Origin of the sequence: Desulfovibrio sp. TomC (assembly GCF_000801335.2) — a bacterium.
Lineage (GTDB): Bacteria > Desulfobacterota > Desulfovibrionia > Desulfovibrionales > Desulfovibrionaceae > Solidesulfovibrio.
The window spans coordinates 87,779-108,888 of the sequence record NZ_JSEH01000004.1 but is presented as its reverse complement, the minus strand read 5'-3'; the positions used below and the strand labels follow the sequence as shown (position 1 = coordinate 108,888).

Sequence of the window (21,110 nt, the reverse complement as noted above, 5' to 3'; positions counted from 1 at the left end):
AGGAAGCATATGGCTGAGAGCAAACCCACGCCGCAATCGACCTTCACCGGCCCCCTCGTGGTCGATCCCATTACCCGCATCGAAGGTCACCTGCGGATCATGGTCGAAGTTGAAAATGGAAAAGTCAAAGACGCCTGGAGCTCCTCGCAGCTCTTCCGCGGCCTCGAAATCATCCTGAAGGGCCGCGATCCCCGCGATGCCCAGCATTTCACCCAGCGCGCCTGCGGCGTTTGCACCTACGTCCACGCCCTGGCCTCCACCCGCTGCGTGGATGACGCCGTCAAGGTCAACATCCCCGGCAACGCCCGGATGATGCGCAACCTGGTCATGGCCTCCCAGTACCTCCATGACCACATCGTCCACTTCTATCACCTCCATGCCCTGGACTGGGTGGACGTGACCAACGCCCTCAAGGCCGACCCGGCCAAGGCCGCCAAACTGGCCGAAACCATCGCCCCGGCCCGGCCCGGCAACTCCGCCGCCTCGCTCAAGGCCGTGCAGGATCGCCTCAAAGCCTTCGTCGAGACCGGACAGCTCGGCATCTTCACCAACGCTTACTTCCTCGGCGGCCACAAAGCCTACTACCTGCCGCCCGAGGTCGATCTTATCGCCACCGCCCACTACCTGGAAGCCCTCCACCTCCAGGTCAAGGCGGCCAGCGCCATGGCCATTCTTGGCGGCAAAAACCCCCACACCCAGTTCACCGTGGTCGGCGGCTGCTCCAACTACAATGCCATGACCAAGGAACCCCTGGCCAACTACCTGGCCCTGACCCAGGAAGTCTGCAAGTTCGTCAATGACGTCTACATCCCGGATCTGCTGGCCGTGGCCGGCTTCTACAAGGATTGGGGCGGCATCGGCGGCTGCACCAACTACATGGCCTTCGGCGAGTTCGCCACCGACGAAAGCTCCCCCGAAAAGCACATGGAATCCTCCTTCTTCCCGTCCGGCGTCATCATGAACCGGGACCTCGGCAAGGTGGACAAGGTCGACCTCGGGGCCATCTACGAAGACGTCAAATACTCCTGGTACAAGCCCGGGGCCGACGGCCTGCATCCCTACGACGGCGTTACCGATCCCAGCTACACCAAGCTCGACGACAAGGATCACTATTCCTGGATGAAGGCCCCCCGCTACAAGGGCAAAGCCATGGAAGTCGGTCCTCTGGCCCGTTGCTTCCTGGCCTATGCCAAGGGACAGCCGGAGTTCAAGAAGATCATTGACATGATCCTCGGCAAGCTCTCCATCCCGGCCACCGCCCTGCACTCGACGCTCGGCCGCACCGCCGCCCGCGGCATTGAGACGGCCATCGTCGCCAGCAAGATGGAAACCTGGATCAAGGAATTCGCCGACAGCTCGGCCAAGGACAACACCCTGTGCGGCAAGTGGGAAATGCCCGGCGAGTCCAAAGGCGTCGGCCTGGCGGACGCCCCCCGCGGCGCCCTGTCCCACTGGATCCGTATCAAAGACAAAAAGATCGACAACTTCCAGTTGGTCGTTCCCTCCACCTGGAACCTCGGACCCCGTGGCTCCGCCGGCGACAAGAGCCCGGTCGAGGAAGCCCTCATCGGCACCCCGATCGCCGATCCCAAGCGCCCGGTCGAAATCCTGCGCACGGTCCATGCCTTCGATCCCTGCATCGCCTGCGGCGTGCACATCATCGAGCCTGAGACCAATGAAGTCCTCAAGTTCAAGGTTGTCTAGCCCGCTTCCAAACGCTATCGTTGGAGAACCCGGCCTCGGCCGGGTTCTCCCTTTTTCAAGGAGTGCCCATGTCCGGTGAACCGCAAAAAATTCTCATCCTCGGCGTCGGCAACATCCTCTACACCGATGAAGGCGTCGGTGTGCGCGCCGTGGAACACCTGATCGAACACTACGATTTCTCAGACAACGTCACCCTCATGGACGGCGGCAACCTGGGAATGCGCCTCATGCAGCCGCTCATGGACTCCGATTACTGCATCGTCCTTGACGCCGTGCTCGGCGGCGACGTCCCGGGCACCGTCTACCGCCTAACCGGCGACGATCTGCGCAAGTCCCTGGCCTTCAAAGACTCCATGCACCAGTCCGACCTCGTCGATACCCTGATCTACTGCGAACTGATCGGCAAACGGCCCGAGACCGTGGTCATCGGCATGGAGCCTTTTGATTTCAAAAACATGTGCGTCGAGCTCTCCCCCACAGTGGCAGCGCGCCTTCCCGCCATGCTCGACGTCGCCCTTCAGGAACTGGCCGATGCCGGTGGCACTGCAACGCCCAAAGTCTGAACAGGCGAGGGAACGGGAGAAGGCCGGCGGCCGGGGCTTTTTCCCCCATGCGGGTCAACAGCAGACGGCGCGGGTGGTCCGATGTCCTTGACGTCTGGCCACCGCTTTCGTATGGACCACGCATCCAATCGCCTTTTTGGAGGAGTTCTTTTGAACACCGCCACACTGGATCTTGTTGCCCTGGTTGCCGGCGAGAGCCGCGGCCGGTAAGCGCCCCCAAGCCCTGAACCTCCTTCCCTGAAGGGGGCCTCGCCCGCCTTGGGGCGATCGATTCCGCCCGTACCGTGCCTGCCCGATTTCTTCGGGCCGGTCTTTCTTTGCTCTCCTCCGGCAACCACTCCCTTGGCGTTTTCCCAGACGAGGGCTGACCGCATGCGTTGCCTGGGACGGGTCTTGACACTCGTCCATGCCGGGCCGCCAGCGGACGCCGCCACGCCCGAGGAGCGACGCCATTCGGACATGGCGGCCGACACGCCCTTTGATCACTCTACCAGCCGATACACAGGGGCATCCTGCCGCAATAGCGTGCCCCTGAGCGAGTACTCCCATGGAATTACACGATCTCGGTTTCGACCAATGGTTCCAGGCCCACGTCAACGGGCCAATCCAGCCTGATTGCGGTGTTGCCCGCATCTGCGCCGTAGACCGCGGAGCTTATCGCATCAACGATGCAACACGGGAGATCCCGGCCGAGCTTTCCGGCAAATTCGCCTTTACCGTACAAGACCCAAGCGGACTGCCCTGCGTCGGCGACTGGGTGACGGTCGCGTATTACAACAATGCTGCCGCAGCCCGCATCAACCAGGTGTTCCCCCGAAAGACGCTCCTGCGGCGCAAATCCCCCGGCGAAACCGCCGCCATCCAGATGATCGCCGCCAACATTGATACCGCCTTCCTTGTTCAGTCATGCCATTTTGACTTCAATCCAAGCCGATTGGAGCGCTATCTGGTCATGGCGGCCGAAGGAGGCGTTGCCCCGGTTATCGTCCTCACCAAGACTGACCTGATCAGCCAGGAAGCCTTGGAGCATAAAATCGCCGTCCTTGGTTCCGTGACCAAAGCCCGGGTGATTGCGCTCAGCAACGTCACCGGAGCCGGCTGCGAGGCGCTGCGCCAAACCCTCGTCCCGGGAAAGACATACGGTCTCCTGGGCTCGTCGGGCGTAGGGAAGACCACGCTCATCAACCGTCTCATGGGTCGGGAAGCCTTTGAAACAAAGACCGTCAGCAGCACCGGCGAAGGCATTCACACGACCACGCGCCGGCAACTCGTCGTGTTGAGCCAGGGCGCGATGATGATTGACACCCCGGGGATGCGGGAACTCGGCTTGCTCGACGCAACCGAGGCGCTCGATGGCGGTTTCGAGGACATTGCCGCCCTTGCCGCCTCTTGCCGCTTTGCCGACTGCAGCCATGGGCGCGAACCCGGCTGTGCCGTCAGAGCCGCAAGGGAACGGGGGGAACTGGCTGAAGAGCGTTTTGCCAATTATCAAAAGCTCAAGAAGGAGTCTGCCTACGCGGCCCTGACCGCCCTGGACAAACGGAAAAAGGACAAGGCCTTCGGCAGGTTCATGAAATCGACAAAGAAACGGATGGCGGGCTGAAAAACCACGCCCTGCGGCTTCGCCGTGCCGGCGGGGTCAGGAGCGGCGCTGCCTCTCCTGACCCCGACGGGCCACGCGCGGCTATTTCGCGCCGAGGGTGGCGGCCACATCCTTGGCGAACTGTTCGACCAGCCGGCTCTGGGCGGCGGCCAGGGCGGCATAGTCCGGTCCTTGGGCGGTTTCGCGGTATTCGGCGGTGCGCCACTCGAGCACCTTGTTGTCCGCATCGAGAATCGACCAGCTGACGCCGAGCTTGACCTCCTGGCCAAGGGTCCCGTCGAAGCGCGCCACCTGGATCACGACCTGCCGGTCGGGATGGCCGCCGACGGGCCAGGGGTAGGTATACAGCGGCTTGGCGCAGATAAGCCGATTGAGATTTTCCGTCAGGGCGCGCTGGAAATTGTCATGGGGCACTTCGATCCACTGTTCGAACTCGGCCAGATGCATCTGGTTTTCCCCGATGCGGGTGACGATCTGGGACCGGTCCAGGTAGGCCGGGAAGTCCACCGGGCCGATGCCCACGGCCACGCACGGGCCGTCGGGCGTCTTGTCGGTCTTGGGCGCAGCCGTGCTCAGGGAATAGAAGTGGGTGGGCGCGGATTTGCCGCAACCGGCCAGAAGCGGCAGGCAGCAGGCCGCGCCGGCCAGCAGGAGGACGAGTGATCGGGGTTTGCTGATCATTTATGAGGGCCTCCCTTGCCCTGGATGAGCGCCTCGGGGTGGCGCTCAAGGAAATTGGCCAGTTCGCGGATGGACCGGGCGGCATTGGCAATCTCTCCCAACGCCCGGTTGAGGTCGGTGACGGTCGGTGAATCGCTGTTGACGATTTTCTGGAACTTGCCGATGGCGGCCCGACTTTCCTTGAGCGTGGCGTCAAAGGAGTCCATGGCGGTCTTGGCCGAGGCGCTCAGGCCGTCGGTACGGTGGTCGAGATGCTTGGCCAGCTCGGTGAAGCTGTTGACCGCCTCGTCGAGGTTCTTGGTCAGCGGCCCGACCTTGCTGCGCAGTTCGAGCATCAAATCGTTGCCGTTGGTGAGTACGGTATCGATTTTACTGGGCATCTTGGTCAATTCAGGGGAATTGACCAGGGTTTCGATGCCGGTGACCGCACCAATCAGGCGGTTGACCAGTTCCTGGAGCGGCAGTTGCTTGATGGTCTCGGTCAGTTTTTCAAAGGTCGAGGGCACGGTGGGAATCTCGGGCAAAGGCGCGCCGCCGACCAGACGGACCGGGGTATCGGGCATGAGGTCGAGGGAGACGGCCAACTGGCCGGTGACAAAACTCTGGGTGACGAGCTGGGCGCGCAGCCCTTTCTCGATAAGCTGGGTCAGCAGGTCGCCGGGGGTTTCCTTGCGGGCCTGGACCAATGTCTCAGCGCCTTTTTTCCCGCTTTCGCTCGGGGCCAGCTTGATTTTGTTGCCGAGGATTTCCACCACCACCGGGATAAAGAAGTGCAGCCGGCTGGCGTCGGCCTCGATGCTGATGTCCTTGACCGAGCCGATGGGCACGCCCCGGAACAACAGCGGCGCACCGATTTCCAGCCCCGAAACGGAATTGGGGAAATACATGATGCAGGAAAATTTCTTGGTGAAAAGCAACCCCGAGCCCAGGGCGACGATGCCCCCCAGGGCCAGAGCCAAAGCTCCCAGCACGAAAAGCCCGATCATGGTCTTGTTGGCTTTGCCGCTCATGGTGGTAGGTCCTTTTCCTATTCTTTTCCCCGGGTGAGGAACCGGCGAAGCTTGGGATCGGTGGATTCGGCCAGCAGCGTGTTGGGATCGCCGCTGGCGGTCATGGTCCGCGTCTCGACGTCAAGGTAGACGGAGTTGTTGCCGATGGCAAAAATACTGGCCAATTCGTGGGTAACGACCACAAAGGTGGCCTTGAGGCTTTCACGCAGCTCCAGGATCAGTTCGTCCAGAAGATGCGCGCTGACCGGGTCAAGTCCGGCCGAGGGTTCGTCGAAAAAAAGGATGTCCGGGTCCAGGGCCATGGCCCTGGCCAGTCCGGCCCGCTTGCACATGCCGCCGCTTATTTCCGAGGGATAGAAGTCCTCGAACCCGGCCAGTCCCACCAGCGCAAGCTTGAGCGAGACCACTTCCCGGATCTGGCGGCGGGTCAGGGCGGTGTACTGGGACAGGGGCAGGGAGATGTTCTCAGCCAGGGTCATGGAGCTGAAAAGCGCCCCGGATTGGTAGAGAATGCCGGTGCGCCGGGAAATGGCGGCGCGGGTTTCCGTCGTGGCGTCCCACAGGCTGCCTTCCCGGTAGACGACCTTGCCGGCAGCCGGCTCCTTGAGTCCGATCAGCACGCGCAAGAGCGTGGACTTGCCGCAGCCGCTGCCGCCCATGATGATAAAGACATCCCCCTGGCGCACGGTGAAATTGAGGTCGCGCATGATGACGAAATCCCCGTAGGCGATCGTCAGGTGCTGGACTTCTATCGCCGGGGGAGCGCTGGCAGGAGCAAGCGGCGCGGCGGTGTCGGCAATTTTTGGGGCAGTGTTCACAAAGGCCTCACACGCCGATGATGTTGCAGGCCACGGTGAGGATGGCCGTGGCGATGACGATGGCCAAAATGCCGGTCACCACGGCCGAGGTGGCGGCCTGTCCCACGCCAAGGGCGCTTCGGCCGCAGCGTATTCCCCGGTAGCAGCCGGCCATGGCCACCAGGACGCCGAACACCGTGCTGTGGACCAGTCCGATCCAGAAGTTGGCCAGGGGCACGGACTGCCAGGTATGGGTCAGGTATTGGATGGGGTTGATCTTGAGCATGAACACCCCGACCACGAAACCGCCCATGACGCCCATGAGATCGGCGTAGATGCACAACAGCGGCATCATGATGACCAGGGCGATCAGCCGCGGCAGCACCAGGAACTGGGTCGGCGAAAAACCGAAGGTTTTAAGCGCGTCGATCTCTTCGTTGACCTGCATGGTGCCGAGTTCGGCAGCATAGGCCGCTCCGGTGCGTCCGGCCATGATGATGCCGGTCATGATCGCTCCCATGACCCGGACCATGGCGATGCCGACGATGGTGGAAACGTAGATTTGCGCCCCGAACTGGCTCAGCTGAATGGCCCCGACAAAGGCCAGGATGAGACCCACCAGGAAGCTTATGAGCGAGACGATGCCCAGGGCGTCGATGCTGGCCTGGTACATGAGCGTGACCAGCTGGGAACGCTGGAAAACGGCCTTGCCCCGGGCCAGGGCCACCCCGGCCAGGGTGATGTCGCCCATGAAGTCCAGAAGATTGCGGACGGCCTGGACCGCGCCTAGGCCAATGTCGGCCATACGGTCGAGAAAGGGACTGTGGACGGATTTGCGGGCGGCGCCCTGGCGTTCGGGCACTTTCTCGGCCAGGGCCAGCAGGCTGGTCACGCCGTCGGGCAGTCCGGCCAGATCGGCGGGCACGCCCCGCTCGTGGGCCAGGGCCAGGATGGCCCGGCACTGGGTGAGAAACAGGCTGTCCCAGCCGGTCACCCCGGAACTGGCGAAGGCCAGGGCCTTGGGGACCGGAGAGACGGCCAGGGCCTGGACCACCGGCTCGATGCCGGGCAGGGTCCGGTCCATGCGCCAGGAGCCGGCGAAGGTCAGGGTGACGACGCCGTCGGCCACGGCAATGGCGCGCGTGGGAGCATCGGCCCTGGGCGTTTGAGCTGGGCGGGTCATGAACGTATGGGACCTTGGGGCATGGGATTTCCGGTTTCCTGGCTGGTCTGCCGGCGTCGGGCCGGATCAGCGGCACAATGCCCCTGCCCGGCCCTCTTGCCAAGCGTCATTTTTGCTTTGGATACAGCCGGTCGCACTGCTGGGCGCAGAGGTTGCCGCCATGATCGATCATGTAAAAACAATTGCGGCCAAGGTAGATGTTGCCCTGCTGCACAAAGACCTTGTTGCAGGCAGTCCGGCAGCTCACTGCATCCGGATAGGTCGAGATGAACACCTCCCGGAAGGCCTGGCAGATGTCCATGTCCGAATCACAGGGGTCGGGGCCAAACGGGAAGATGCAGTTGCCGTAGAACATCGAATCCGAATAGGGTTTCTGGGGGGTGCAAGCAGCCAGCAGGCAAAAAGCCAGGAGCGCTGTCAGGCAGGCGATGCGACGCGGCATGGCGACCTCCGGGGTGTGGCGTGGGATGCACGCGACAGGCATGGTCCCGTGTACCATGAGCCCGCCAAGGGACGCCAGCCCGGCCTTTGCGGCCCGGCGTCCCGGGTGCAGATTTATGAAATCAACGACCGGCCAGCAGGGCAAAAATCGCATGTCCGTAAAGGATCTGCACCATGCCGCCAAAACACAAAAACGGCCCGAAGGGAATGGGCATCTGGCGGCCCCGGCCCCGGCCGAAAATATAGAAAGGGCTGGCAAGCAAAGCGGCCAGACTGCCGAGCAGCACTGCATACGGCAGCCCAAGGCCCCCGACCGCGCCGCCGATGGCCAGCATGAGCTTGACGTCGCCGCCGCCCAGGCCGTCCACGCCCTTGGCCGTGCGGTAGGCGGCAGCCAGGAGCCAGAACACGCCACATCCGACAACCGCCCCCACGCCAGCCAGGACCGGGCCGATGGCCGGGTCCAGCGCACCCAGGGCAATGCCCAGGACCGCAGCCGGATAGGTCAGATAATTGGGCAGCAGATAGACCTGAAAATCAATGCCCGAGGCCACGATGAAAAGCCCGCCCAGGGCCAGATGGCCGACGAACCACCACGTCGGGCCGAAGCGGGCCGCGAGCAGGGCGGCCACCAGGGCCGACGTCAGTTCAATGAGCGGATAGAGCATGGATATGCGCTGGCGGCAGCTCGAGCATCGCCCGCCCAGGGCCAGCCAGCTGACAAGCGGGATCAGTTCCCAGGGCCGCAGCCTGTGGCCGCAGGCCGGGCAGTGCGAGGGCGGCGAAACAATGGAGGTTTCTTCGATGCCGCGCGAGACGCACACCGAATAAAAGCTGCCGAGAAAGAGCCCGAGTACGGCCGCGGCGGCCGGAAACGCATAGGGAAACAGAGCGGGATTGATGGCTGCTGGCATCCGCTCCTTGTGTCCATTGGGGCGGTTGCCGTCAAGGGTTGGACGCGGCTGGAGGCGAATGGCCGTGTAGACAAGGCCAAACCATGACGCTAGTACCAATGCCCATGGAACTCTTTTCCCGCACGGCCGTCTCGCCCGAAATCCGGGCAGCCCGACTCTCCCTGGCTGTGGCCATCGGCCTGCTTGCCATCAAAATGCTGGCATGGTTGCTCACCGGCTCGGCCGCCATCCTGTCCGACGCCATGGAATCCATTATCAACGTCGTGGCGGCGGCCTTCGCCGTCTTTAGCGTGACGGTTGCCGCAGCGCCGCCGGACAAGCGCCACCCGTATGGCCACGGCAACGTCGAATACTACGCCGCCGGCATCGAGGGACTGCTCATCCTGCTGGCCTCTGCCGCCATCATCTGGGAATCCTGGGATAAGATCCTCCATCCCCAAGCGCTTCCCAACCTCGGCGCAGGCATCCTGCTTCTGGTCGCGGCCAGCGGCGTCAACCTGTGGCTGGGGCTGCTCCTGTTGCGCCAGGGCCGCCGGTCCGGCTCCCTGACCCTGGTCGCTGACGGCCGGCATGTGCTTACCGACGTCTGGACTTCGGGCGGGGTGCTCCTCGCCCTGGCGCTGGTCATGCTGACCGGCTGGCTGTGGCTCGACGGCACCATCGCCTGTCTGGTCGGAGCCAACATCGCCTGGACCGGCATCGGGCTTATTCGCCAGTCCGTGGCCGGCTTCATGAACGAATCCGATCCGGCCCTTTTGGCCGGCATCTGCGACCTGTTGCGAGACAATCGCCATCCCGCCTGGATCAACGTCCACCGGCTGCGGGCCTTCAAGTCCGGCCGCTCCGTGCACATCGACCTGCACCTCATCCTGCCCCGGGACATGACCCTGGCCGTGGCCCACGAACAGGTGGAAGCCCTTGAGAAACTCCTGCGCGACCATCTCGGTCCCGAAGCCGACGTCATGATCCACGCCGATCCCTGCGCCGAAGACTGCTGCCCGGCCTGCGACGCCGACCCCTGCGATCTGCGCAGCCATACGTCCGAGGTCTCGCCGCTGTGGTCCCCGGACACCGCCTGCACCCCGCTGCGCGGTGATTGAAGGCAGAAGAGGCCTCCGGCGGCCAAAGGGATGACCCCTTAGGAATCCCACCTGAAAGGCATGGGGGGTGACGCCTGCCCAGAGCAAAGGTGCGTCCCGTTGCACGCAAACAGCAGTTCACGGCCCGGCCGCATCCCGTCTTTTCCTGCGCAACTTCCGCCCATCGACTTGGCCGCGAACCCTGTCAAAGAAAACTCCCCCAGGCGGGTTTCCAAAGGGCACTGCCCTTTGGCCGCCGGAGGCCCTCTTTCTCTTCCCCACTCTGCCCCCTGGACAGGAAAGCGGCCCGGCGCTAGGCTTTGGCATGCTTATCCGAGCTCTCATCGTTGACGACGAGAAACCGGCCCGCGACGAGCTGGCCTATCTGCTTGGCCAGCATCCCGACATTGAAGTCGGCGAGGCCGACGGAGCCGACGCGGCCCTGGCCGCCATTGCCGTGTCCCGCCCGGACCTCGTTTTTCTCGACATCCGGATGCCCGGCCGCGACGGTTTCGACGTGCTGGCCGAGGCGGCCGGCCTGCCCCATGTGCCCCTGTTCATTTTCGTCACCGCCTTTGACCAGTATGCCATTGCCGCTTTTGAACAAAACGCCGTGGATTACCTGCTCAAACCCGTGTCGGCCGAACGCCTGGCCGTCAGCCTGGCCCGGGTCCGCCGGCGGCTGGCCGAAGGGCGAAGCGGCCTGACCGACGCCCTGGGGTCGCTCCTGGCCGGCCTTGGCCGGGGCGGGGCGCTGGCCCGCCTTGCCGTGGAGCGCCAGGGCCGCATCGCCCTGCTCCCGGCCGGCGAGGTGGTGCTCCTTGAGGCCGACGACCGCGATGTGGGGGCGCTGACCGACCACGGCCGCTATCCCTGCCATGGCCTGCCGACCTTGACCAAAGCCGAGGAGCGCCTCGCCGGCCAGCCCTTTTTCCGGGCCAACCGGGCCGTGCTGGTCAACCTGGAACGCATTGCCGAACTTTCGCCCTGGGTCGGCGGCAAATATCTGCTCGTTATGAACGATCCGGCCCGCACCGAGGTGACGGTCAGTCGCAACCGGGTGCGCGAATTCAAGGAACGCCTCGGACTGTAGGAGGCCGCATGCATCTGGATATCCTCGTTCCCGAGGTGCCGGGACTGTTTCTCCACCTGTCCCAACGGTTCGGGCTGCTTTTGGCCGGCGGCTTCGCCATCATGACCATGGCCCCGTTCGAGCGCATGGGCCTGGGGCAAAAGCGCCCGATCTGGACCACGGTGGCCGTCACCATCCTCTTTGGCGTCTTCGGCATTCTTGGCACCTATACCGGCAACTCGGTCTTTCATTCCTACGCCAACCTGCGAGCCATGGGCGTCATTACGGCCGGGCTGTTCGGCGGTCCGGTGGTCGGCATCGGGGCCGGACTCATTGCCGGCGGCCACCGCTATCTCATCGACATCGCCGGGTTCAGCGCCCTGCCCTGCGCCCTGGCCACCTTCCTGGAAGGGACCGTGGCCGGGCTTATCGCCCGACGCTTCCCGGGCCAATCCCTTGATTGGGGCGTGGCCATGGCCCTGGGCCTGGTCGGCGAGACCGTCCACATGGGGCTGGTGCTGGCCCTGTCGCGGCCCTTTGACGAGGCCCTGGCCCTGGTCCAGGTCATCGGCGCGCCCATGATCGTCATAAACGCCATGGGCGCGGCCATCTTCGTGCGGGCGCTGCGGTTGCAACGCAATCTGCGCGAACACCAGGACTCGACCGAAGCCCGGCGCATCCTGTCCATCGCCAGCCAGACCGTGCCCCATCTGCGAGGCGGCCTGACCCCGGAGTCGGCCCGGGCCACTGCGGCCATCATCCAGGCCGAAACCGGCGTGGCCGCCGTGGCCATCACCGGCGACCGCACCATCCTGGCCCATGTCGGAGCCGGGGAAGACCACCACCTGTCCGGCGCGCCCTGGCGCACCCTGGCCACGCGGCGCTCCTTTGAAAGCGGCATGGCGCTTTTTTTGCGTGACCGCGAAAGCATCGGCTGCGCCAAAACCGATTGTCCGCTGCGCGAGGCCATTATCGTGCCGCTGCGCAAGGGGGTGGCCATTCGCGGCTGCCTCAAACTCTACGGCACCAAGGCCCGGCCGCTCGATCAGCCGCTTTTTGAGCTGGCCAAGGGCCTGGCCGACCTCTTTTCCACCCAGCTCGAACTGGAAGACATCGGCATCAAAAACCAGCTCCTGGCCCATGCCGAAATCCGCCGCCTGCAAGCCCAGATCAACCCGCATTTCCTGTTTAATTCGCTCAATACCATCGCGTCCTTTTGCCGCACCGCCCCAGGGCAGGCCCGGGAACTGCTCCTTGATCTGGCCCGCTACATGCGCCGCAACCTGGACAGTTCCCGGGGGCTTGTGCGTTTGTCGGAAGAAATGGAACAGGTCCGTTCCTATCTGGCCATCGAACAGGCCCGGTTCGGCGAGCGCATCGTGAGCGTTATCGACGTGGAGCCGGGCTGCGAGGACTGGCTGATCCCGCCGCTGCTCATCCAGCCCTTGGTGGAAAACAGCGTGCGCCACGGCCTGCAAGCCCGGCCCGAGGGCGGACAGGTGTGCGTGACGGCCCGTTGCAGTGACGGGCACCTGGAGGTGGTGGTGGCAGACGACGGCCTGGGCATGGACCAGGAAACCACCGGCTGTATCCTGTCGCCGACCGCCCCGGAATCCCTGTGCGAGGGTGTTGGCGCACGCAATTCCAACCAGCGGCTGGTGCAGCTGTTTGGCCAGGACTATGCCATGCACATCGACAGCGCCCCGGGCCAGGGCGTGCGCATCGCCTTTCGCGTGCCCCCGGCCGCTCCGCCCCAGCCCGGGCAGGCCGCCGATGCAGCCCGGCCTACCCAGATGATCCAGCCCTCCCGGACCAGCCGGCCGGCCCAAGCGACCGAAACGGCCCAGGCGGCCCAGCCGGTCCAGGCGACGCAACCCACCCAGACTGCCCGGGAAGCCCGGACCGCGGCGGCATCCACGTCGTAAAAACGCCGTTTCAGCCCCGCGATTATCCCTTTGACGCCAGCCGTCTTGTCGCGGCCGTCCTCCCGTGCCACAGCAGGGCCAACATCGATAACAGGCGTCCCGGACTGCCGGGACCCCAAACACGGGAGGCTGGCATGAATGCCCTGACCCTGGTCTTCGCCGCCCTGTGCATCTTCGCCATCGGCTACCGTTTTTACGGACTCTTTTTCACCCAAAAGGTGCTGGGCGCCAGCGAAGCGCGCCTGACCCCGGCGGTGAAGATGGCGGACGGGCACGATTATGTGAAGACCGACAAGTATGTCCTTTTCGGCCACCATTTCGCGGCCATTGCCGCCGCCGGCCCCCTGCTCGGACCGGTCTTGGCCGCCCAGTTCGGCTATATGCCGGGGGCGCTTTGGATTCTCGTCGGCTGCGTCATGGCCGGCTGCGTCCACGACACGGTGGTCCTTTTCGCCTCGGTGCGCCACAAGGGCCGGTCCCTGGCCTACATCGCCACCCAGGAAATCGACAAGCACACCGGGCGCGTGGCCGGCGTGGCCGTGTTGTTCATCCTCGTCCTGACCCTGGCCGGCCTGTCCATTGCCGTGGTCAACGCCATGCACGACAGCGCCTGGGGCACGTTTACCGTCTTTGCCACCATCCCCATCGCGCTCATTATGGGCGTGTATCTCCACAAGTGGCGCGACGGCGACGTGTTGGGCGCATCGCTCATTGGCGTGGGGCTTCTCGCCGTGGCCATCCTGATCGGACCGCACGTGGCCGCCAGCCCCACCTGGGGGCCGCTGTTCACCATGCCGCGTCCGGCCATTGCCCTCACCCTGCCGATCTACGGTTTCGTGGCCTCGGTGCTGCCGGTGTGGCTGCTCCTGTGTCCGCGCGACTATCTTTCGACGTATTTGAAGATCGGCACCATCGCCATGCTGGCCATCGGCATCTTCTGGGTCCATCCGGATCTGCAAATGCCGGCCCTGACCAAGTTCGCCCATGGCGGCGGCCCCATCATCCCCGGCGCGGTCTTTCCCTTCCTGTTTATCACCATCGCCTGCGGCGCGCTTTCGGGCTTCCACGCCATCATCGGCACAGGCACCACGCCCAAGATGCTCGACAATGAGCGCAATCTGCTGTTTGTCGGCTTCGGGGCCATGCTCATGGAAGGCTTTGTGGCCATCATGGCGCTTATTGCCGCCTGCGTGCTGATGCCGGCCGACTACTTCGCCATTAACACCAAGCCCGAGGTGTTCGCCACGCTCGGCATGACCACCGTCGATCTGGCCAGACTGTCCCAGGCTGTGGGCGAGAATATCACCGGCCGCCCGGGCGGAGCCGTGTCCCTGGCCGTCGGTATGGCCCACATCTTCTCCTCCGTGCCCATCATGAGCCATCTGATGGATTACTGGTACCACTTCGCCATCATGTTCGAGGCCGTCTTTATCCTGACGGCCGTGGACACGGGCACCCGGGTGGGCCGGTTCTTCCTCCAGGAGATGATCGGCCAGGTGATCCCCAAGTTCCAGGAGAAGCACTGGATGCCCGGCATCCTCTCGACCTCGGCCATCTTCACCTTCATGTGGGGCTATCTGGTCTACACCGGCGACATCTCCACCATCTGGCCGCTGTTTGGCATGTCCAACCAGTTGCTGGCCGCCGTGGGCCTTTTAATCGGCACCACCATGATCATCCGCATGGGCAAGGCCCGCTACGCCTGGATGACGGCCGTGCCGGGACTGGCCATGGTCGTCATCACCGTCTGGGCCGGCTACCTGCAAATCGTCAACAATTACCTGCCCAAGGGGCTCTACCTGCTGGCCACCCTGGCGGTCATCGTCCTGGTGCTCATTGCCATCGTCATCGTCGGCACGCTGCGCCGTTGGATGAGCCTGCTCGCCATCAAGGGCACGGTTCCCGACACCTACGGCGAACCGGTGCTGGAGGTGGTGCCGGAATAACCGGCCGGGCCTTGGCACGCAAAACGGCCGGGACATGGCAGTGTCCCGGCCGTTTTCCTGTGCTGTCCCGGCCGCCCTGGTCAGTCCGACGCACCGGGACCCAGCAGGCCTCGCAGATGATCAAGCAGATGCGCCTTGCGGATGGGCTTGGTCAAAAAACCATTGCAGCCGGCCTGCTGCCCCTTGGCCTCGAACTCATAGACCGCGTGGGCGGTCAGGAGCACGATGGGCGTCGGGGCCTGTTGCCGTTGGCCCTCCAGGCTGCGAATCGACCGGGTTGCCTCAATCCCGTCCATCACCGGCATCTCCACATCCATGAGGATGACGTCAAAGGAGGTCTCGGCCTCACTGACGGCAGCCACCGCTTCCCAGCCGTTTCTGGCCCAGACGATCTCCACAGGTTCGCTTTCCAAAAAAAGCTTGATGAGTTCCTGGTTTGATTCGGAATCTTCCACCAGAAGCAGTCGCCAGTTCCTGTTGGATCGTGCTGTTGCCATGGTCGTCTCCGGCTGTACCCCTCCGTTCCCATTCTCCGGCAGCGGCACGTTTTGACTGCCGACCGCTTGCGCCGGCAATACGAAGGAGAAACATGAACCTGCCCCCAGGACACTCTCCACCCGGATCGCCCCCCCCATCAGCTCGACCAGCCGTTTGCTGATGGACAGCCCGAGACCGGTGCCGGCATGGCGTGAGTGGACCGTACTGTCGGCCTGGGTAAACGGGACAAAAATCCGCTCAAACGCCTCCGGGGCAATGCCCGCCCCGGTATCGCGCACACAAAACCGCACCCATTCCCGGCCGGCGGCATCAGCCCACACCCCCGCCGCAACGGTAATCCGGCCGACGGTCGTGAACTTGACCGCGTTCCACAGGAGATTGACCAGCACCTGGCGCACCCGGTCCGGATCGTTGTTTAGGCTCGTCGGCAGCTCCGGAGCCAGTTCCACAACCAGTTCCAGGCCCTTGTTCCCAGCCGGGATGCGCATGAGGCCGCAGACGTCACGAACAAGGGCCGCCGGAGCAAATGGCTGGCTGCAAAGCGTCAGGCGGTTGGCCTCGATCTGGGAAAAATCCAGGATGTCGCCAAGCAGCGAGGACAGCATCCGCCCCGAACTTTGGATGGCATTGAGATAGTGCCGCTGTACCGGGGAAATCGGCGTTTCGGTCAGCATCTCGGCCATGCCGAGGATGATGTTCATGGGGGTGCGGATTTCATGGCTCATGCTGGCCACGAACTCGCTCTTGGCCCGGTTGGCGGCCATGGCGGCGTCCCGGGCCTCGGCCAGGGCCAGCTCGGCCTCCTTGCGCCCGGTGATGTCCGTCGTGGCTCCGGCCAGGAGTGTCACCCGCCCGGCCGCGTCGCGCACCGACGCCCCCCGGCCATGCACCCAGCAATAGGAGCCATCCTGGCGACGCAGCCGGTATTCCAGGGAAAACGAAGGCACAACACCCCTGGCGCAGTCAGCAATAACACCAAGCACCGCCTCGCGATCATCGGGATGCAGCAGATCGTTGCAGGCCTCGGACGTACTGGGGGCATCGTCGGCCCCATAGCCCAAGAGCTCCCGCCACTGTCGCGACAGGTACACGTTCCCGGTGTCCAGGTTCCAACTCCAGGCCCCGTCCCCGGTGTGGGGCAGGGACTGGGCGAAATAGGCCTCGCTCTCCTGCAGCCCGCTGCCCATCAGTCCGTGGATGGCCGGGCTGTTGAACACGCAGCAGGCCAGACGTTCGCCTTCAAAAGCCACCATCATGACCACTACCCGACAGGTGATGCGACTGCCGTCGGCCCGCAACACCGTGACCGGCAGTGACCGGCAGGGGTTCCCCTCCCGGGCAGCGCGGACGCACTCATAAAACTGGGCCAGGCACAAGTCCCGCTCTTCTTCAGGATGCAACTCCGTATGCCAGCGCCCGACAAGTCTCTCGCGTGGATGCCCCATGAGACTGCAGGCCGCCTGACTGACTTCTCGGATGCGTCCATCAGCCGGATCAATAAAAAAGAGCGCATCACTGACGCAATTCAATAAAAAGAGCAGACCGTCTCTTGTCACGGCCACTGCATCTTTTGTTTTGGATTGATCGGCAAGCCTGGCTTCAAGCACACCGATATACGCCAAGGCATCATCCAGACTTTCCGGGATGGCGGGCTGTACAGAATTTTTATTATCGTTAGTGTATGTATAATTCATGAATATATCTGTTCCGTCTTCCATTTTAAGACACAGCAGAACGACTTCTTCTAGCACTTCCAGCGAACAAAAACAATGCACCGATCAACCATTCCAACCCGTTTTTGCGACGAAGCAACAGATTTTTAACGCACTCCGCCCGTCCACCTGACCCGCACCTTCCCCCGTCGCAACCACTGTGCCGGAACGCCACCCCCCCATTGGAAGCGTTTTGGTCAGAAATAGAAGTATTACGAAAAAATAATTAGTAGCACTTGCCAATTGCGAAAAACCCGCGCATAGTCAAGGCGCTGCCACGGTGGGATCGTCCCGGTCCTGACGTGAAGGCACAAAATCATACCGCAATCTGCTGGCAAGGGGCCGTCCCTGCGCCGAGGATGATGCCATGCCAAAGCTGCACCACCACGTCTTGTTTTCCCGCCGGGAAACCAAGACGTTTTTTATTGCCCAAAGGAAACACCCATGAACAGACGCCTTGGCGTGGTCGGCATCGTCATCGACGATCCCAGACACGTCTCCGACAAGGTCAACGCCGTCATCAGCGACCACGGGCACATCGTACTCGGCCGCATGGGCATCCCCCGGCCGGAATACCAAGTGGGCGTGGTGTCGCTCATTATCGAGGGCACAACCGATGAGATCGGTTCTCTTACAGGCAGACTCGGGAACATCCCCGGCGTGACCGTCAAGTCCGCCCTGACCAGCAAAACCCTTCGCAAGGAGGACGACCATGATTGACGAATCCCAGCGCACAACCGATGCGTTCATCGACGACAACCGTATTCACGCCGCGCTTGCCGCCGCCAAAACCATGGCCTCCGATCCCCAGGCCGTCGCCGGCATCATCAACAAGGCCCTGGACTACAAAGGCCTGTCCGCCGAAGAAGTGGCCGTGCTCCTCGAAGTCAAGGACCCGCAACTTCTAGACGCCATGTTCGCCGCCGCCAAAAAGGTCAAGGAAGCCATCTACGGCAAACGCATCGTCCTTTTCGCGCCGCTTTACATCTCCAGCCACTGCATCAACAACTGTGTCTACTGCGGCTACAAACGCAGCAACAAGGAACAGCTCCGCAAACGTCTGACCACCGACGAAATCAAGCGCGAAGTGGAAATCCTCGAATCACTCGGCCACAAACGCCTGGCCGTGGAAGCCGGCGAAGACCCGCTCAACTGTCCCATCGAATACGTCACCGACGCCATCAAAGCCATCTACAGCATCAAAGACGGCAACGGCTCCATCCGCCGCGTCAATATCAATATCGCCGCCACCACTATCGAAGATTATAAGAAGCTCAAGGACGCCGAAATCGGCACCTATATCCTGTTCCAGGAGACCTACAACCGGCCCCAATACGCCGCCCTGCACCCGACCGGCCCCAAACACGACTACAACTGGCACACCACCGCCATGGACCGGGCCATGAAAGCCGGCATCGACGACGTCGGCATCGGCGTGCTCTACGGCCTCTATGACTGGAAATACGAAACCGTCGCCATGTTCCTGCACGCCGAGCACCTGGAAAAAACCTTTGGCGTCGGACCACACACCATCTCCGTCCCCCGGATGCGCCCGGCCGGTGCCGTCAACCTCGACACCTTCCCCTATCTCGTCCCGGACGAGGCGTTTAAAAAAATCATCGCCATCATCCGGCTAGCCGTGCCTTACACCGGCATGATCCTCTCCACCCGCGAAGACTCGGATTTTCGCGACGAGCTCATCGACTGCGGCATCTCCCAGATCAGCGCCGGCTCCTGCACCGGCGTTGGCGGCTACCAGAAAGTCCACGAGGAACACGAAGGCACCAGCAACACCAATAACGGCCAACAGTTCGAGCCCAGCGACCAGCGCTCCCCCAACGAAATCATCCGCATGCTGTGTGAGCGCGGTTTTATCCCCAGCTACTGCACCGCCTGCTACCGCCAGGGCCGCACCGGCGACCGCTTCATGAGCCTGGCCAAAGACGGCACCATCCAAAATGTCTGCCTGCCAAACGCCCTGCTCACCTTCAAGGAATACCTGATCGACTACGCCGACCCCGAAACCAAAGCCCTGGGCGAAAAACGCATCCAGGAAGCCCTGGAAACCATCCCCAAAGACGGTATCCGCGACCTGACCATCGAACGCCTGCACGACATCGAAGCCGGCCGCCGCGATATGTTCTTTTAGGGGAGCAAGAGCCGGGACGCAGCCGGGGCGCTGCCCCGGACCCCGCCAGGACGCTGTCCTGGACCTGCCAGGGCGTTGCCCTGGACCCACCGGGGGTGATCATCCCCCCCGGACCCCCTGGATGGGGGCGCAGGGCGCGGCCGGGGTAAGGGACCGTTGCGGACGCGGCAGTCTGGGAGGACTGTGGGGCGCGGAAACGCTTGGCGGCTGTGCCGCATGGTTGGTCGCAATTGGGCCGCCGACACTCCCCGCGAAGCGCGGGGAGCACGGCGGCCCAATTGCGACCAACCGGTTCGCCCGGAAGAAAAAAACCAACCCTGTTGAAAGCGTAGACGCTGACTCAAAAAATGCGGCCCTGGGGCTTTTGCGCAAGGCTTTGGTTGCGCAAAAGCCCCAGGGCCGCTGGCGAGTTCGGGTCTGGCTTTCGGGCGCCGGGGCTGGCGCGGCTTCCGCGTCGGACCCGGCACCCGAAAGCCAGACCCGATTCTCTTCGCTTCGCTCCGCCTCCGACTCCCGTCACCGCCGGCACCTACAACCCACTTGCCAAATCCCCCCAACGAGGGGTCCGGGGGGATCATCCCCCCGGCCGCCGGAGGCATCTTCCGCCTTTGCCGGCAACGGCTACTTAAGCGACCCTATCTTGCCGAATTTATTGGACTCGGCCCGATAGAAAACATTTTCAATAACCTTGTCGTTGCCAACGTCTTTGTAGTCGATGCGCACGGGGGACCCATCTTCTTTGACCTTGCGGAAAAAGTCGCCAATATTTTTGAATTTATCCGAGCGCAAGCCAGGATCGACGACGAAAAAGCCCTGGCTGGTGACGATGGTGAGAACATTCTTGGTTTCCTGGACTTCTTCGACCAGGGCGGTGGTCTTTTTGTATTTTACCGCCAGGCTGTCTTCGGTGATGAAATCCATGACATAGTAGGCTGCGACGATAAAGAGCAGAAAGGAAACGAGCAGGAGCACTTTCCCTTTATTCACGGCGAAATCGCCTATAATTTGCCGCACTCGTTCAAACTTGGTCGTGTCAATCATAGCGCCTCATTGCGCCGGCGGGCGGTCGGGCCGCTGCCGGGCCGGTCATCGCCAAGGGCTATACCATCGTTGGGCCGGGGAAAAAAGGGGGGGGTGTCGGGGAGGATTCGGCAAATCCGCCTCCTCCCCGGCATGCTGCGCCAAAGACGGCGTTCACCGTCTCGGCAACGCCGCCTTTAGGCTTCGATTTTGCTGCCAAGAAGCTCCAGGAACTGGCGCATCCATTGCGGGTGGGCGGGCCAGGCCGGGGCCGTTACGATGTTGCCGCAGGTGACGGCGTTGGTGAAGGTGTCGTTGGGAGCGACGTAGGTCGCTCCGGCGCGTTCGATATCGGGCTGTACCGCGGGGTAGGCCATGCACTGGCAACCGGCGATAACGTCAGCGGCAACAAGTACCTGCTGGCCGTGGCAGACTGCGGCGATGGGTTTTTTGGCCGCTCCGAAATGCTTGACGATTTCGATGACGCGGGGATTTAAGCGGATATATTCCGGGGCGCGTCCGCCGGGAATGACCAGGGCGTCGAAGTTGGCCGGGTCAATGACGTCGAAGTCGGTGTTGAGTCCAAAATTATGGCCGGGTTTTTCACTGTAGGTCTGGTCGCCTTCGAAATCGTGGACCGCAGTGCGCACGGTTTCGCCGGCTTTCTTGCCCGGACACACCGTCGAGACGGCATGGCCGACCATGACCAGCATCTGGTAGGGGACCATCACTTCGTAGTCTTCAACGTAATCACCAACAAGCATGAGAATTCTTTTGACCGCCATGGGGTACTCCTTGTCGATGCTGTTGTCG

Annotated in this window: 18 protein-coding genes; 9 read left to right on the top strand and 9 right to left on the bottom strand. The window is 63.1% G+C overall.

The features are described 5' to 3' along the window. Positions 1-9: 9 nt before the first annotated feature. From NY78_RS05130 to rsgA, 3 genes are all read left to right on the top strand, one after another. Positions 10-1,704: a nickel-dependent hydrogenase large subunit gene (locus NY78_RS05130; protein ID WP_043632584.1), complete on the top strand. Its 1,695-nt coding sequence runs from the start codon at positions 10-12 to the stop codon at positions 1,702-1,704. A gap of 68 nt (positions 1,705-1,772) precedes the next feature. Continuing rightward, positions 1,773-2,267, top strand: coding sequence for a HyaD/HybD family hydrogenase maturation endopeptidase (locus NY78_RS05125; protein WP_043632581.1), 495 nt, complete (start codon positions 1,773-1,775; stop codon positions 2,265-2,267). A 547-nt stretch (positions 2,268-2,814) separates the two neighbouring features. Next, positions 2,815-3,870 carry a ribosome small subunit-dependent GTPase A gene (gene rsgA / locus NY78_RS05120; protein WP_043632578.1) on the top strand — a complete coding sequence of 352 codons (1,056 nt, stop codon included), beginning with the start codon at positions 2,815-2,817 and terminating at the stop codon, positions 3,868-3,870. Between the two features lie 81 nt (positions 3,871-3,951). On the opposite strand, the gene NY78_RS05115 is transcribed toward rsgA, so the two are convergent. The 6 genes from NY78_RS05115 to NY78_RS05090 form a co-directional block, all read right to left on the bottom strand. Continuing rightward, positions 3,952-4,551 carry a PqiC family protein gene (locus NY78_RS05115; protein WP_043632575.1) on the bottom strand — a complete coding sequence of 200 codons (600 nt, stop codon included), beginning with the start codon at positions 4,549-4,551 and terminating at the stop codon, positions 3,952-3,954. Beyond that, positions 4,548-5,561 carry an MlaD family protein gene (locus NY78_RS05110; protein WP_043632572.1) on the bottom strand — a complete coding sequence of 338 codons (1,014 nt, stop codon included), beginning with the start codon at positions 5,559-5,561 and terminating at the stop codon, positions 4,548-4,550. Before NY78_RS05110 ends, NY78_RS05115 begins: the two co-directional genes overlap by 4 nt. Positions 5,562-5,578: 17 nt before the next feature. Next, positions 5,579-6,268, bottom strand: a complete 690-nt coding sequence (locus NY78_RS05105) for an ABC transporter ATP-binding protein (RefSeq protein WP_197084211.1) — start codon at positions 6,266-6,268, stop codon at positions 5,579-5,581. A 118-nt stretch (positions 6,269-6,386) separates the two neighbouring features. After that, entirely contained in the window at positions 6,387-7,541 is a 1,155-nt protein-coding gene (locus NY78_RS05100) for an MlaE family ABC transporter permease (protein ID WP_043632571.1), read from the bottom strand. Positions 7,542-7,647: 106 nt separating this feature from the next. Then, positions 7,648-7,983, bottom strand: coding sequence for a hypothetical protein (locus tag NY78_RS05095; RefSeq protein WP_043632910.1), 336 nt, complete (start codon positions 7,981-7,983; stop codon positions 7,648-7,650). Between the two features lie 121 nt (positions 7,984-8,104). Next, the gene (locus NY78_RS05090; RefSeq protein ID WP_043632568.1) at positions 8,105-8,896 is read right to left on the bottom strand and encodes a prepilin peptidase; all 792 of its coding nucleotides are present in this window, start codon (positions 8,894-8,896) and stop codon (positions 8,105-8,107) included. 83 nt (positions 8,897-8,979) lie between these two features. Here NY78_RS05090 and NY78_RS05085 point away from each other — a divergent pair, with 83 nt between their 5' ends. From NY78_RS05085 to NY78_RS05070, 4 genes are all read left to right on the top strand, one after another. Beyond that, on the top strand, positions 8,980-9,996 hold the full coding sequence (locus NY78_RS05085) for a cation diffusion facilitator family transporter (RefSeq protein ID WP_231583778.1): 1,017 nt from the start codon (positions 8,980-8,982) through the stop codon (positions 9,994-9,996). Positions 9,997-10,300: 304 nt separating this feature from the next. Next, a complete protein-coding gene (locus tag NY78_RS05080; RefSeq protein ID WP_043632565.1) occupies positions 10,301-11,068 on the top strand; it encodes a LytR/AlgR family response regulator transcription factor in 768 nt (255 codons plus the stop codon). 8 nt (positions 11,069-11,076) lie between these two features. Next, the gene (locus tag NY78_RS05075) at positions 11,077-12,972 is read left to right on the top strand and encodes a LytS/YhcK type 5TM receptor domain-containing protein (protein ID WP_082139889.1); all 1,896 of its coding nucleotides are present in this window, start codon (positions 11,077-11,079) and stop codon (positions 12,970-12,972) included. Between the two features lie 134 nt (positions 12,973-13,106). Beyond that, on the top strand, positions 13,107-14,918 hold the full coding sequence (locus NY78_RS05070) for a carbon starvation CstA family protein (RefSeq protein WP_043632562.1): 1,812 nt from the start codon (positions 13,107-13,109) through the stop codon (positions 14,916-14,918). Positions 14,919-14,998: 80 nt separating this feature from the next. On the opposite strand, the gene NY78_RS22990 is transcribed toward NY78_RS05070, so the two are convergent. Next, complete coding sequence (locus NY78_RS22990) at positions 14,999-16,972, bottom strand: PAS domain-containing hybrid sensor histidine kinase/response regulator (RefSeq protein WP_197084207.1); 1,974 nt, start codon at positions 16,970-16,972, stop codon at positions 14,999-15,001. Between the two features lie 600 nt (positions 16,973-17,572). Between NY78_RS22990 and NY78_RS05060 the strand changes: the two genes are divergently transcribed. Both NY78_RS05060 and hydG read left to right on the top strand, forming a co-directional pair. Further along, positions 17,573-17,848: a TM1266 family iron-only hydrogenase system putative regulator gene (locus tag NY78_RS05060; RefSeq protein ID WP_043632560.1), complete on the top strand. Its 276-nt coding sequence runs from the start codon at positions 17,573-17,575 to the stop codon at positions 17,846-17,848. Next, positions 17,841-19,277 (top strand): [FeFe] hydrogenase H-cluster radical SAM maturase HydG, encoded by a 1,437-nt coding sequence (gene hydG, locus NY78_RS05055; protein WP_043632557.1) that lies wholly within the window; start codon positions 17,841-17,843, stop codon positions 19,275-19,277. The genes NY78_RS05060 and hydG overlap by 8 nt, the downstream gene beginning before the upstream one ends. A gap of 621 nt (positions 19,278-19,898) precedes the next feature. Here hydG and NY78_RS05050 read toward each other — a convergent pair. After that, positions 19,899-20,264 carry a hypothetical protein gene (locus NY78_RS05050; RefSeq protein WP_231583777.1) on the bottom strand — a complete coding sequence of 122 codons (366 nt, stop codon included), beginning with the start codon at positions 20,262-20,264 and terminating at the stop codon, positions 19,899-19,901. Between the two features lie 230 nt (positions 20,265-20,494). Then, a complete protein-coding gene (locus NY78_RS05045) occupies positions 20,495-21,082 on the bottom strand; it encodes a DJ-1/PfpI family protein (RefSeq protein ID WP_043632553.1) in 588 nt (195 codons plus the stop codon). Positions 21,083-21,110: the final 28 nt, after the last annotated feature.